The organism is Bradyrhizobium sp. C-145, assembly GCF_023375135.1.
GTDB lineage: Bacteria > Pseudomonadota > Alphaproteobacteria > Rhizobiales > Xanthobacteraceae > Bradyrhizobium > Bradyrhizobium zhanjiangense.
Map to the genome: position 1 here is coordinate 3,163,184 of NZ_CP088150.1, position 13,929 is coordinate 3,177,112.

The following is a 13,929-nucleotide window of genomic DNA, read 5'->3' on the forward strand; positions in this document are numbered from 1 at the left end:
CCTCTCTGCCCCGATGGCGGACTCTTTGTCGATCCGCTGCGTTTTCATTCGGCTTAGGCGGCTTGCGCGTTGCTCGCAACCTGCTTCAGGCCGAAATCATAGTTGAGATGAAAATATGCGCTGTCCACCATGCGACCATCCGGCGCACGGCCGGCAGGGCGGCGGACGAACTCGCGGATCAGGCTGTCCTTGACGCCGAACACCACGTCGCTGTCGAGATACTGGTCGCCGGCGACGAACACGTGCGTTACGAGCTGCTCGAAACCGGGCGACGAGATCATGAAGTGCACATGGGCGGGACGCCAGGGATGGCGGCCCTGGACCTCGAGCATCTCGCCGACCGGGCCGTCATGCGGAATCGGATAGGCAGCCGGCTTGATCGACCAGAAATGGAAGCGGCCGTTCTGGTCGGTGTGGAAGCGGGCACGCATCGCGAGATCGCCGATGGCGTCGAGCTGCTGCACGTCATAATAGCCGTCGTCGTCGGAATGCCAGACGTCGACCACGGCGCCTGCAAGCGGCTTTCCGTCCACGGTCGAGACCGAGCCGGTGACCAGCATCGGATCGCCTTCCATCGGACCCGAGATATCGGCGCCGCTTTCCTTCTCCGGCGCGGCCTGGACGAAGAACGGCCCGAGCACCGTTGTCTCGGTTGCGCCCTCCGGCACCGGATGGTTGATCGCGTCGACCAGCATGGAGACGCCGAGCGTATCCGACAGCAGGATGAACTCCTGACGCTTGTCGTCGCACATGTGCCCGGTGCGGGTCAGGAAGTCGATGCCGTATTCCCATTCCTTCTGGGTCGGCCGCACCTCTCGGACGAAGGCATGAAGGTGACGGACCAGCGCCTCGCTGATTTGCTTGATGCGCGGATCGGTCGCGCCCGCGATCCGCTCCAGTACCGCGTCCGTGATCGTGTTCTCGTTGAAGTTACGCATGTGTGCCTCCGTTGATCACAGCTTCGGCTCGCCGAGGCCGGACAACCGTTCGAGATGCTTGACGGTCGCAATGAAGTCGGTCTCGCCGTCGCCCTGCGCGACCAACGAGCCATAGGTCTCGCGCACTTGCGCCGCGAGCTGCAGCGGCACGCCGACGGCGTGGCCGGCGCCGAGGATGAGGTCGAGATCCTTGGCCATCTGCTTGCAGGAGAAAGTGGAATCGAAATCGCGGTTGCGCAGCGGCGCGGTCTTGTACTTCACCATCGGCGAGGCGATCGCGCTGTCGTCGAGCACCTTCAAGATGTCTTGCCAGGCGATGCCGCCCTTGCGCGCCAGCGCCAGGCTCTCCGCCATCATCGCCGCGGAGACCGCGATCATCAAATTGACCGAGAGTTTTGCGTAGCGTGCTTCCTCGGCCGGCCCGAGATAGGTCTGCGCACGGGTGAAGGCCGCGAACAGCGGCTTTGCCTTGTCAAAGGCATCCTTCGGCCCCGAAACGAAGCAGGTCAGCGCGCCCGTGTGCACGATGCTGGCATTGCCGGAGACCGGCGAGCGAAGATAGGCAATGCCGCGCGCCTGCGCGGCGGCCGCAACCTCGGTAGAAGCCTCGACACTCACGGTGCTGGTCTCGATGAGAACAGCTCCGGACGCCATCGCGGCGATGAGGCCGGCAGGACCGAGCAGCGCGCCGCGCAAGGCGGCATCGTCGGGCAGGGACGTGACGACTGCGGTCTTGCCGCTCACGACCTCGGCCGGCGAAGCGGCAATCGCAATACCTTGCGCGCGTGCCTCGTTGATCCGCGCCGCGCTTTGATCGAACGCGGTGACGGCGTAACCAGCCTTGGCGACGAGCACCGACATCGGCAGGCCCATCTTGCCGATCCCGATGAAAGCGACATTCCTTGAAGCATCAGTCATTGTTCTTGTCCATTGGCGCCTTCAGGCGGCGCGTCCCTGTCGTTCGATGTCCTGCACCAGCCGCCGGCCGGATTGCGCCAGCAGCTCTTTCTTGCTCTCGAGCGCTTCGACCAGCAGCCGGCCGTTTCGCTTCTTCCAGGCGCCGCCGATCATGACAGCTTCGATATTGGCGAGGCTCGTCTGCATCACCACCGTCGCGACGGGATCGTGCACCGGGAAGAGGTTGAGATCGGAGGCGTTGATGATGACGAGGTCGGCGAGCTTGCCCGGCGTCAACGAACCGATCTGGTTCTCGCGGCCGAGCATGCGGGCGCCTTCGGTCGTGATCCAGCGCAGCGCCTCGCGCACCGGAATCGTGGTCGTTGCCGGGATCATACCGCTGGCCTTGCGCGTTTCCGCATTGTCGAGCGCCCGCTGCATCGACAGTGCGACGCGGGCGGCGGAGAAGAGGTCGCCGGCCAGCACGGATTCGAGATCAATGCCGATCGTCGGCCGCACGCCGCGCTTCAGCAACCGTCCGGTGATCGGAAAGCCATGGCCCTGGATCATCTCGTTCTCCGGCGTCACCGAGAAGGACACGCCGAGATCGACCATCCGGTCCAGCAGCTCGTCGGGCAGATCGTTGCCATGGACGATGTTGATGCCGGCGCCGACGAGGCCAGCCTCAATCAGCTTCTCCCAGCCACCAGGCGTCTTGGCGGGACCGCCGCCCTGATGCATGGAGGCGATCAATTTGAGCTCCCGTGCCAGGCGGAAATCATGCATGGCGACGTCGAGCGTCGAGTAATGCGGGCCGAGAATGGCGAGCCCGAGCGTGACGAGCCCGTCGCGGTCGGCGAGAGGGCCCGCCAGCAGCCGCTCCACCTCGCGGCGCGGATGCGGGATCTCCGAGAAATGCGGCTCGCCGGGCTTCGGCTCCGGTTTCGGCGAGCCATGAAAGAAGGCGGCGCGGATGCCGCTCTCGATCAGGCCACGAACCGCACCGTCGGTGTGATCTGGCGTCGGATTGTTGTGGCACCAGTCGACGAGTGTCGTCGTGCCGCAGTTGATCTGGTTCAGCGCGCCGACCAGCGTCGCGATGTGGATGTCGTCGGACCTGAACACAGTCGCGAGGCCCGCATGCATGCGGCGGAAATATTCCAGCAGCGTCCAGTTCGCGGCATAGCCGCGTAAGCCCGTCTGCCAGGTATGCATATGCGCGTTGATCAGGCCGGGGATGACGATGCGTCCCGTGCCGTCAATGATCTCTGCCTCGCCGCTGCCGACGTCGATCGATGGCCGCACATCGGCGATTCGGCTGCCCTCGACCAGCACGTCGCCGGTCGAGAGGTCGCCGATCGCGTCATCCATGCTGATGACAGTGGCCGATTTGATCAGCGTGCGCCGCATCGCTTCACGCCGCCGGTTTGATAGCGCCCGGCGGCTCGCCGGCCCAGGCGCGCGCGATCAGGTCGCGGATGGCGCTCCGCTCGAGCGGACGCGGATTCCAATAGGCGTTGGTGACGGCGAGATCGGCCGCCTTGTCGATGCCGCTCTCGGGCATGCCGACGTCGCGCAGCGCAAGCTTTGCATCCAGCCGCTTCGCAAGGTCGTACAGTCCTTGGGAGGCATCGGCCGCGCCAATCGCGCGCGAGACGCGCGCCATCGCATCCGGCACCGCCGGTGCATTGTAGGCTAGCGCATGCGGCAGCACGATCGTGTGCGTCTCAGCGTGCGGCAGATCGAAGGTGCCGCCGAGCGTGTGGCAGAGCTTGTGATGCAGTGCCATGCCGACGGTGCCGAGGCAGACGCCGCACAGCCAGGCGCCGTAGAGCGCCTCGGTGCGGGCCTCGCGGTCGTCGCTCCTCGCGGCAATGGCGGGCAGGGCACGGGCCAGCGCGCGGATGCCTTCTTCCGCCATCAGCGATGTCACGGGATTGGTATCGCGCGCGTAGAGCGCTTCCACCGCATGTGCGATCGCATTGATGCCTGAAGTCGCAGCTAAGCTCGCCGGCAGCGTCAGGGTCAGGTCGACATCGTAGATCACGGTCTCCGGCAGGATCGCCGCGTCGCGCACCGTGGTCTTCAGGCCGTTCTCGGTCTGGCCGACGATCGGCGTCATCTCCGAGCCGGCATAGGTGGTGGGGATGCAGAGCTGGTTGACGCCGGTGCGCAAGGCGAGCGCCTTGCCAAGGCCCGTGGTCGATCCACCGCCGAGCGAGACGACGCAGTCGGCCTCGCATGCCTTCATGGCGGCGAGCGCGCGCTCCGTGACCTCGACCGGGGTATGCATGGTGGCGCCGGAAAACAGGCCCGCATAGAGCGGCCCGAGCGACGCACCGAGACTCTTGCCCTGCGTTTCCTGCTGCGGCGTCGTCAGCACCAGCGCGCGCTTGCCGCCGAGCCGCTCGACTTCAGCCTTGGCGGAGGCAAGCGTTCCGCTGCCGAACACAACACGGCAGGGTAGGTTTTCAAAGGTGAACGAACCGATCATGCGCCGGTCTCTTTGATGGGATAATCGACCTGGAAGCGTCCGATCCGCAAGTCGCCCAGCGCCTCGCGAACGCGCAAATGTTCGGGGTGATTGGCGTAGGCGCTGAGCGCGGCCTCGTTGGTGAACTCGGAGAACAGGACGACGTCGCAGGCGTAATCGACCGCGCTGACATCCATGCCGACCTCGATATGGGTGAGGCCGTCGATCCGGCCGCGCAGGCCTTCGAACAGGGTCTTGACCTTGATCCGGGCGGCGGAGCGCTCCGCCGGGGTCTCCCCGCGCAGCCGCCACATCACGATGTGCCTGATCGGGCCCGACATTTCCCTGTTTCCTCGCCTGCTATCTTGCTTGTGTTGAGGCCATTTTGACTTGCGGGAGGCGGAAATAAAGGTCAATAATCGTAACTCTCTTTTCCTAAAAGTGGAAAAATGGATCGCCTGGCGCAATTGGAGGTGTTTTCCAAGACGGCCGAGCTCGGCAGCCTATCCAAGGCCGCCGAAGCGCTGCGCATGTCGAACGCGGCCGCGAGCCGCCATCTCAGCGCGCTCGAGGAGCGGCTCGCCGTCCGGCTGATCGAGCGCAACACCCGCCGCCTGTGGCTGACGGAGGCGGGGCAAGAGCTGCTGGAGCGTTCCAGCCGGGTCTTGAACGAATTGGCCGAGGTCGAGGACATCGTCAGCGATCGCGCGCTGTCGCCGCAGGGCACGCTGCGTGTCACGAGCTCGCTATCCTTTGCGGTGATCTATCTGGCGCCGATGCTGCCGGCCTTCCGCGCGCGCTATCCGAAGCTCAACATGCAGATCACCACCGCCAACCGCTACCCGGATTTCATCGAGGCCGGCATCGACGTGGCGATCCGGACGCGCGAGCAGGAGCCGGATTCGAACATCATCGTCCGCCGCATCGGCCAGATGCGTCGCGTGCTCGCGGCCGCACCCTCCTATCTCGCAAGCTGCGGCGCGCCGGAACAGCCCGCCGATCTCGCGCGTCACAACATGCTGGTCTACAATCTCGCCAACGATCCCTATTCGCTGCGCCTGCGCAAGGGCCATGGCGCGCAGACGGTGCGCATCACGCCGACGCTCGACAGCAATGACGGCCAGGTCATCCGCGGCGCGGCATTGGCAGGTCTCGGTATCCTCATCCAGCCGCTCTACATCGTCCAAAGCGATATCGCAGCGGGCCGGCTCGTTCCGGTGCTGATGGACTGGGAGCTGCCACTGCTCACCATGAACATCGCCTATCAGAACCGCGCCGGGCTGCCGGCCAAGATCCGGGTGTTCTCGGACTTCCTGGTCAGCCACATCCGCGAGCATTCGGAGCCGGGGATCTGGATCGACACGGCGAAGTGAGCGGGAGCATCCATGTATCTCGGCATCGATCTCGGCACCTCCGCAGTCAAGACCGTTCTCGTCGACGGTGCGCAGCGCGTGATTGCAAGCGAGAGCCGGCCGCTCACGACCGTCTCGCCGCAATCAGGCTATTACGAGCAAGATCCCGCGCAGTGGATCGATGCGACCTTCGCCACGCTGGATGCCCTGAAGGCATCGCATGCCGGCGAGCTGGCGGCGGTCGAAGGCATTGGACTATCCGGCCAGATGCACGGTGCCACGCTGCTCGATGCGAGCTTAAGGCCCTTGCGGCCCTGCATCCTCTGGAACGACGGGCGCTCGGCCGCCGAATGCCTTATCCTGGAGCAGCGCTGGCCCGCCTTGCGCGCGACGTCGGGCAACAAAGCGATGCCGGGATTCACCGCGCCGAAGCTGCTCTGGATCGCGACGCACGAGCCTGACATCTTTGCGGCGATCAAGCTCGTTCTGCTTCCAAAGGCCTATTTGCGCCTGGTGCTGAGCGGCGAGGCCATCGAGGATGTCTCCGATGCATCGGGATCGCTGTGGCTCGACGCCGTGCGTCGGGACTGGTCGGATGCGGCATTGGCGGCGACCGGCCTCGCGCGCGATCACATGCCGCGTCTGGTCGAGGGATGCGCGCCCGCAACGACCCTGCGTGCCGAGCTCGCGCGGCGCTGGGGTATGACCCGGCAGCCGGTGATCGCGGGCGGAGCCGGCGACAATCCGGCCGGCGCCGTCGGCATCGGCGCGATCGGGCCGGGAACCGCGTTCATATCGCTGGGAACCTCCGGTGCCCTCATGGCACCAACCAGCAGAATCGCCGCTAACCCCGACCGCGCGGTGCATACATTCTGCCATGCCATTCCCGCCATGTGGATTCAGGCCGGCGCGATCCTCTCGGCCGCCTCTTGCCTCGCTTGGCTCGCGCGCCTGTTCGGCGTCGGCGAGGCCGAGCTGCTGGCGCCGCTTGGAGCGCGTCCGCAGGCGCCGTCGCCCGTGAGCTTCCTGCCTTATCTCGCAGGCGAGCGGACGCCGCACGACGATCCCGCCGTGCGCGGCATGCTGGATGGTCTGAGCCATGGCACCGACCGCGGGACGATCGTTCAGGCGGTGCTCGAGGGCGTTGCCTTCGCGCTTGCCGATTGTCGCGACGCGCTCGCGGATGCCGGCATTGCGATTGCGGAAGCCGATGTCATTGGCGGTGGTTCGCGGTCCCCATTCTGGCTCTCGGTGCTGGCAAACGTGCTGAATGTTCCGGTCCATCGCTTCGTTGGAGGTGAGACCGGCGCCGCGTTCGGTGCGGCGAGATTGGGGCGGCTTGCTGTCACCGGTGAGGCAATCGCTGCCGCATGCACGCGGCCGCAGCGCATCGAGACGTTCGAGCCCGACGCCGAACTTGTCGATACCTATGCCGGGCGGCTTCCCGCATGGCGCGAACTGTATCGGCCGCGCCACTAGCCTGCCCAATCTGGATTTCCATACTTCGGTATACTCGCCTTCGGTATTGCCCTGCGTCACTCGCTTTTGTTTAATGACCAAACCGCGCTGGGCAAGAAACGAGACGCGGGTGGGAAACGCATTGTGCGCGGGAGGCACGATGAACGATCCGATCCTCGAGATGCGCGGGGTCTCAAAATCCTTCTTTGGCATCAAGGCGCTGCGGGCCGTCGATCTCACCGTCTATGCCGGCGAAATTCATGCCCTGATGGGCGAGAACGGCGCCGGCAAGTCGACGCTGATGAAGATCCTGTCCGGCGCCTACCGGCCGGATCCGGGCGGCGAGATCCGCATCGAGGGCCGGCCAGTGCGGATCGAAGGCCCGCTCGGTGGCCGCGCGGCGGGCATCTCCATCATCTACCAGGAGCTGTCGCTCGCTCCCAATCTCAGCGTTGCCGAGAATATCTATCTGGGACGGGAGATCTCGCGATCAGGTTTGCTGGCGCGCGGCGCCATGCGCGAGGGCGTCGGCCCGATCCTGAGACGGCTGGGTGCGGACTTCCTGCCATCGACGCTGGTGGCGCATCTGTCCATGGGCCAGCGGCAACTGGTCGAGATCGCGCGTGCGCTGCACGCGAGGTCAAAAATCTTGATCATGGATGAGCCGACCACCTCGTTGTCGGCCGCCGAGAGCGAGCGGCTGTTCGCGCTGATCCGCCAGCTTCGTTCCGAGGGGCTTGCCATCATCTACATCTCGCATCGCATGGACGAGGTCTACGCGCTCGGCGACCGCGTCACCGTGCTCCGCGACGGCAGGCTGGTCGGGTCGCTCGACAAGCCTGAGATCCGCGCCGACACCATCGTCCGGCTGATGGTCGGGCGTGACGTCTCGTCGTTTTACAAGAAGGATCACGATCCGGAGGCGGGACGGGGGCATCCGGTGCTTGCAGCGATCGACATGGCCGATGGCCAGCGCGTCAAGGGTTGCTCACTGACCGTGCATGCAGGTGAGGTCGTGGGGCTTGCCGGCCTGATCGGTGCCGGTCGCACCGAGCTTGCGCATCTCATCATCGGTGCCGCACCGAGAACATCGGGCCGTCTCGAACTCGAGGGGCGTCCGATCGACATCCGCAGCCCCGGCGCGGCACTCGAGGCCGGCATCGCCTATCTGACCGAGGACAGGAAGGCGCTCGGCCTGTTTCTCGACATGTCATGTCTGGACAACATCAATCTCGCGGTGCTCGCGCGCGATGCGAAGCTCGGCTGGTTTCTGGATCGCGACAAGGCGCGCGAGCGCGCCGACCGGGCCTTCGCGGGGCTCAGCATCCGCGCCGCCGATGTCGCCGTCCCCGCCGGTGGCCTGTCTGGCGGCAACCAGCAGAAGGTGCTGCTGTCGCGGCTTCTCGCCATTGCGCCGAAGGTTCTGATCCTCGACGAGCCGACGCGTGGCGTCGACGTCGGCGCCAAGTCCGAGATCTATTCGATCATCGACAATCTGGCCAAGGCCGGCACCGCGATCCTCGTCATCTCGTCCGACCTGCCCGAGATCATCGGCATCTGCGACCGCGTCATCGTGATGCGCGCCGGACACATCGCCGGTGAGATCAGGCGCGAAGCTGCGGCTCCCCTGAACCAGGAAGACATCATGACGCTCGCCACCGGGATGGAGCAACTCGATGCATGACGGCTCTCCGAAGGCGGACACTGCCACAGCTGCCGGCCTTGCGGCTGCGCAAGAGACGAAGCGTCAACGCATAAGGGTGCTGATCAGCGCGCTCGGCATGCTGCCAGTGCTGTTGATCCTGTGCGTCGGTTTCCATTTTCTGTCCGAGGGCCGCTTCTTCACCGGACAAAATCTCGGCATCGTGTTGCAGCAGGCCGCAGTGAATACAGTGCTCGCCGCGGGCATGACCTTCGTCATCCTCACCGGCGGCATCGACCTCTCGGTCGGCTCGATCCTGGCGGCCTCCGCGATGGCCGGGTTGACGCTCTCTAAGCTGCCGGAGCTCGGGATGCTGTGGCTGCCGGCCGCGCTGCTCACCGGTCTTGGCTTCGGCGTCATCAATGGCGCGCTGATCGCGCTCCTCCGCCTGCCGCCTTTCATCGTCACGCTCGGCTCTCTCACCGCCGTACGCGGCCTGGCGCGACTGCTCGGGGCCGATACCACCGTGTTCAATCCGTCCATTCCTTATGCCTTCATCGGCAATGGCTCGCTGACGCTCGTCCCCGGCGTTGCCTCGATCCCGTGGCTCTCGGTGATCGCCTTGCTCGTCATCTTCGTCTCCTGGCTGGTGCTGCGCCGGACCGTGCTCGGCGTGCACATCTATGCGGTGGGCGGCAATGAGAGCGCGGCGCGGCTTGCCGGCATCAAGGTCTGGGCCGTGCTGATCTTCGTCTACGGCGTTTCCGGACTTTTCGCCGGACTCGGCGGCGCCATGCAGGCGGCGCGGCTCTATGCGGCCAATGGCCTCCAGCTCGGCCAATCTTACGAGCTCGACGCGATCACCGCCGTGATCCTCGGCGGCACCTCGTTCGTCGGCGGCATCGGCTCGATCTGGGGCACGCTGGTCGGCGCGCTGATCATCGCCGTGCTGTCGAACGGCCTCATCCTCATCGGTGTCTCCGACATCTGGCAATATGTGATCAAGGGCCTGGTGATCATCGGCGCCGTGGCGCTGGACCGTTACCGGCTGCAGGGGTCTGCCAGGACTTGAAGGGCTCGGCGCGCACTTGGAGTGCGCATGGCGTGATGCGAGGTTCCGTTGCGGCAACTGGTCTGCCGTGCCGGGGACGAAGACAGACCAGGGAGGAAACCAATGTTGAAGACGATCATGCTCGCCGGCGCCGCGATGGCGCTTGCCTTAAGCACCGCGCCATCCTCTGCCAAGGAGCTCAAGTCGATCGGCGTCTCGCTGGGGTCGATGGGTAACCCGTTCTTCGTCGCGCTGTCGAAGGGCGCCGAGTTCGAGGCGAAGAAGACCAATCCCAATGTGAAGATCACGACGGTCGGCTTCGAATACGACCTCGGCAAGCAGGTCACCCAGATCGACAATTTCATTGCCGCCGGCGTCGATCTGATTCTGTTGAACCCCGGCGATCCCAAGGCGATCGGGCCGGCGATCAAGAAGGCGCAGGCGGCAGGCATCGTCGTCGTTGCAGTCGACACCGCAGCCGAAGGCGCCGACGCCACCGTGACCACGAACAACGTGCAGGCCGGCGAGATCTCCTGCCAGTACATCGTCGACAAATTGGGCGGCAAGGGCGACGTCATCATCGAGAACGGGCCGCAGGTCTCCGCCGTGATCGACCGTGTCGTCGGCTGCAAGAACGTCCTCTCAAAGAATGCCGGCATCAAGGTGTTATCCAGCGACCAGGACGGCAAGGGCTCGCGCGAAGGCGGCCTCACCGTCGCGCAGGGCTATCTGACCCGTTTCCCGAAGATCGACGCCGTCTTCGCCATCAACGATCCGCAGGCGATCGGCACTGATCTTGCCGCGCGCCAGCAGAACCGCAGCGGCATTGTCATCACCGCGGTCGACGGCGCACCGGATATCGAGGCCGCGCTGAAGGATCCGCAGTCGCCGCAGATCCAGGCGTCGGCTTCGCAGGACCCGTTCTTCATGGCGCGGCGGGCCGTGCAGGTCGGTGTCGGCATTCTCAATGGCCAGAAGCCGGCCTCGACCGTCGAGCTGTTGCCTTCGAAGCTCGTGACCCGGGACAACGTCGCCGAGTACAAGGGCTGGACGTCGGATCGTTCTCAGTAGAACACCGTCCCCGCCGGGTGCGCGCGACACACGAAACGACGGGCGGCGTCTTGACCCACGCCGCCCGTGGGGTGGCGCGTCACCGATGCCGGCGATGTCGACCGCATCTTGGCAGAAGCGTTGGCGTCGAGCGGTCCTGCGCTGGTCGAGATCGCAGTCGACGACGCCACGACGGACCTGGTCAATCATCCGCGCTAGCAGGCGGCGGAGGGATTGGTTCGCGGAGCCAAAGCGGTCGATGGAAATTTGCTCGCGAAGGCATGGGCCTTGGGTTGAACGCGCGATCCGTCGATCACCTCGAGCCGGCCGCAGCGGTTCAGCGTGTGTAACTTCCGGCCGGGCCATGCCGGCCCGGGCTTAAGGGAATGGCGGACGATCTGCTTGAACGTCGTCGGCGACAGTTCGACGATTTCCGCTAGCGCGAGCGCTGCGCCGTAACCGTCGGCACAATCCTGGACCGGGCGCCACAATTTGTTATCGATGGTGACGAAATTCCCGGCCGGTCGTGTGCTCGCACGATCGATCAGGACCGGATTGCTGGCATGGGGCAACCACGGGCCCAAGAGGCGGTCTGCGTAGTAGATCGCCAGCGAATCCGAATAGCCGCCCGTTCCGTCGTGCCAGGCTCCAAACAGATAGTGCAGGCCGTTGTGCTGCGTGATCGTGACATCGGCGAGTTCGAGGCCGGAAAGCAGCGTCGCGTGCCGCTCCCATTTGTCCGGAAAACGAACGCATTCGTAGAGCGCGACGTCGCCGTGAACCGAGCTCTCCGGGATCATCCACAACGCGCCGTCGCTCTCGATCAGAAACGGGTAGGAGAGGTGCCAGGGCTCCTCTAGCACCGGCACGACGTCTCCCGCCGGGCCCGCATCGTTGAACTCGATCGCGGAAATGATCCCCTTTCCAATCCGGTGATCGAGATCTTCGAAGAAGACGAATGTCCGTCCCTGCCACGTGATGGGAAACGGATCGGCGTAGAAACGATGGCCGGGATCGGCAAGGACATTCCAGCCTGGTCCCGATAGATTTCCGGTCTGCCAGACACCTGCGCCTTCATTGAAGCGCCATCCGATATGCCAATGCGGGGCATAGCAGCAGAGCCGATAGATCTCCTTGGCGATCGATACGGCGAGGCCGCGCGCAACGTAGGCCGCCGGCTGCAGGCCGATGCGATTTCCGGCGGGACGTGCCAGCTGCGGCACGATGCGCGGGCGTTCCGACAGGATTGCCGCCACCATGGTCAGGGTTCGCGCCATCACCGTTTCGAGCGCGCCGCTTAGGCCGGCCGCGATTTCTCCGGATGGGTGGCCGCGATCGAGCACTGTATTGTCGACCTCGTTGACGATGTCGATCACCGGCAGGTCGCCGGCGAGAATGGCGGCGAGCGCTGCATTTTCGCCTGCGGCGCCGTTGAAGAGAGGGCGCAGATACAGCCGGGCAGAACAGTTGGGGTCGCGCGCGGCGCCCGTAAAATCGACGATCACGTCGGCCGTGCCGGCGCGAGCCTGCGTCCGTTCCGGGATGATCTTCAGTTTGCCGGCGCCGCTGTGTTGGCCCCTGTGCAACACCATGCGTTCGAGTTCGAATAGCGCGTCGAGACCTGTGGGGCGCGACTCCGTCGTTGCGGTCCAGGCGATTTGAAGCGGCACGTCCCGGCCGTCGATCGACAGCGTCTCGCGGTCCATCCACCGGCGCGCATGCTCACGTTCACAGCGAAACTCGATGATCATGTCGAGCCCATCTATTCCAGCGTGCCCCGTCAAATGACTTGGCTGAGAAGCCGAACGTATTCCTCCACCATGGCATCTACCGAATAACGCAGCCGCAGGCCTTTGGCGTTTTGTCGCAGTTCGTCGCTCAGGGTTTGATTCGTCAGAATTGTCGAAACGGCTGCCGACAGCTTCGCATGATCGGAGGCGTCGACGAAGAGTGCGGTCGGTTTTCCCTCAAAGGACAGCACCTCGCGCAATACGGGAAGATCGGTGACGACGGAGGGAACACCGGCGTTTGCAGCCTCGACCGCGGCCAGACCGAAGGTTTCGGCCTGTGTCGGGAATACGAACACGTCCAGACAGGCGAGGAAGTCCGCCATCCGGCGTGGCGGGATCTCGCCGAGCAGGTACAGCCTATCCGATACTTTCAATTCGTCGGCCAACTGCCTCAGCCGGGCCTCATCAGCTCCCTGTCCGGCCAGTGCAAGGTGCCAGGATGGTCGATCCGGCAACAAGCGTATCGCCGCATCAAGCCGCTTGTGCGGATGCAGCCTCGCCGCGCAGCCGAGCAGGATGCGATCCGGCGGCAGGTTGAATGTCGCTCGTGCCGCGTCCTTCGACAAGGTGAGGGCCTTGTCGTCGAAGCCGTGCGGGACATGCACCATGCGTGACCGATACGCCGCGGGGTAGCGCGAATATTCGCGCTGCATGTCCTTCGAATTGAGCGTGATGCGGTCGAAGAAGCCGAGGCTGCCCATGACGATGTCGGCCGTGCGGACGGGCCGGCTCATCGACAGCGCGGACGAAACCTGGTTGGCGATGACAGGCGCGCGGCAGACGAGGCGCGACACACCGGCGCCGATCACGTTGCCAAAATGCTGAAAGGTCAGAATGGCGTCGGGCTTGCTGGTCCTGATATGGCGGCCGAGCGTCCTCAGCATTCGCAGCAGTGCCAGCGGATTGCTCGGCCGGCTCGAGGCGCAGTAGAACGTATCGGGCGGCTCGTCGAACGAATCCGACTTGCGGAAGAAGAACAGATTGGTGACGCGATAGCCGCGCGCGGTAAGGCCGGCACCGAGCAGCCTGGAGATCTCCTGCGCGCCGGCGTTTTCGGCCTGGGTCTGGACGAGAAGGACGTGCAGCTTCCGTCCGTTGCCGTTGGACGGCGTGAGTGCTGTCGCAGTCGTCTCGCCCAACTCCTTGTTTGGCTGGTAATGGAGCACGGATCCCGACCCACTGAAGAAACGAAGTTTTCGCCTTCTTGATCCCGTACCTACCATGCGAGCATCGCGCGGACACCGACTAGCAATAAACGGAGTTAATGCGCAGCCTGCC

The 13,929-nt window shown here is 64.9% G+C and carries 13 protein-coding genes; 6 read left to right on the top strand and 7 right to left on the bottom strand.

The window, feature by feature from the left end:
- Positions 1 to 53 precede the first annotated feature (53 nt).
- Genes LRP30_RS14605 through LRP30_RS14625 form a run of 5 tightly spaced genes read right to left on the bottom strand, consistent with a single transcriptional unit; the run spans position 54 to position 4,649 of the window.
- Positions 54 to 938, bottom strand: a complete 885-nt coding sequence (locus LRP30_RS14605) for an intradiol ring-cleavage dioxygenase (RefSeq protein WP_249760772.1) — start codon at positions 936 to 938, stop codon at positions 54 to 56.
- A 15-nt stretch (positions 939 to 953) separates the two neighbouring features.
- Entirely contained in the window at positions 954 to 1,856 is a 903-nt protein-coding gene (locus tag LRP30_RS14610) for an NAD(P)-dependent oxidoreductase (protein ID WP_249760773.1), read from the bottom strand.
- A 21-nt stretch (positions 1,857 to 1,877) separates the two neighbouring features.
- A complete protein-coding gene (locus tag LRP30_RS14615) occupies positions 1,878 to 3,245 on the bottom strand; it encodes an amidohydrolase family protein (RefSeq protein ID WP_249760774.1) in 1,368 nt (455 codons plus the stop codon).
- 4 nt (positions 3,246 to 3,249) lie between these two features.
- Complete coding sequence (locus tag LRP30_RS14620) at positions 3,250 to 4,329, bottom strand: maleylacetate reductase (protein ID WP_249760775.1); 1,080 nt, start codon at positions 4,327 to 4,329, stop codon at positions 3,250 to 3,252.
- Complete coding sequence (locus LRP30_RS14625) at positions 4,326 to 4,649, bottom strand: Dabb family protein (protein ID WP_091887674.1); 324 nt, start codon at positions 4,647 to 4,649, stop codon at positions 4,326 to 4,328. Before LRP30_RS14625 ends, LRP30_RS14620 begins: the two co-directional genes overlap by 4 nt.
- Positions 4,650 to 4,757: 108 nt before the next feature.
- On the opposite strand from LRP30_RS14625, the gene LRP30_RS14630 reads away from it, so the two are divergent.
- The 6 genes from LRP30_RS14630 to LRP30_RS44945 all read left to right on the top strand — a co-directional run bounded on the left by LRP30_RS14630 (position 4,758) and on the right by LRP30_RS44945 (position 11,080).
- The gene (locus LRP30_RS14630) at positions 4,758 to 5,681 is read left to right on the top strand and encodes a LysR family transcriptional regulator (protein WP_249760776.1); all 924 of its coding nucleotides are present in this window, start codon (positions 4,758 to 4,760) and stop codon (positions 5,679 to 5,681) included.
- Positions 5,682 to 5,693: 12 nt separating this feature from the next.
- On the top strand, positions 5,694 to 7,139 hold the full coding sequence (gene xylB, locus LRP30_RS14635; RefSeq protein WP_249760777.1) for a xylulokinase: 1,446 nt from the start codon (positions 5,694 to 5,696) through the stop codon (positions 7,137 to 7,139).
- A 139-nt stretch (positions 7,140 to 7,278) separates the two neighbouring features.
- A complete protein-coding gene (locus LRP30_RS14640) occupies positions 7,279 to 8,802 on the top strand; it encodes a sugar ABC transporter ATP-binding protein (protein ID WP_128934775.1) in 1,524 nt (507 codons plus the stop codon).
- Positions 8,795 to 9,832 carry a ribose ABC transporter permease gene (locus LRP30_RS14645; RefSeq protein WP_128939196.1) on the top strand — a complete coding sequence of 346 codons (1,038 nt, stop codon included), beginning with the start codon at positions 8,795 to 8,797 and terminating at the stop codon, positions 9,830 to 9,832. The genes LRP30_RS14640 and LRP30_RS14645 overlap by 8 nt, the downstream gene beginning before the upstream one ends.
- 102 nt (positions 9,833 to 9,934) lie before the next feature.
- A complete protein-coding gene (locus LRP30_RS14650; protein ID WP_249760778.1) occupies positions 9,935 to 10,882 on the top strand; it encodes an ABC transporter substrate-binding protein in 948 nt (315 codons plus the stop codon).
- Positions 10,883 to 10,948: 66 nt separating this feature from the next.
- Positions 10,949 to 11,080: a hypothetical protein gene (locus LRP30_RS44945; RefSeq protein WP_256477660.1), complete on the top strand. Its 132-nt coding sequence runs from the start codon at positions 10,949 to 10,951 to the stop codon at positions 11,078 to 11,080.
- Here LRP30_RS44945 and LRP30_RS14655 read toward each other — a convergent pair.
- Positions 11,077 to 12,612 carry a hypothetical protein gene (locus tag LRP30_RS14655; RefSeq protein ID WP_249760779.1) on the bottom strand — a complete coding sequence of 512 codons (1,536 nt, stop codon included), beginning with the start codon at positions 12,610 to 12,612 and terminating at the stop codon, positions 11,077 to 11,079. The two genes, LRP30_RS44945 and LRP30_RS14655, sit on opposite strands and share 4 nt — an antisense overlap.
- A 29-nt stretch (positions 12,613 to 12,641) precedes the next feature.
- Positions 12,642 to 13,817, bottom strand: a complete 1,176-nt coding sequence (locus LRP30_RS14660) for a glycosyltransferase family 4 protein (protein WP_249760780.1) — start codon at positions 13,815 to 13,817, stop codon at positions 12,642 to 12,644.
- Between the last annotated feature and the right edge of the window lie 112 nt (positions 13,818 to 13,929).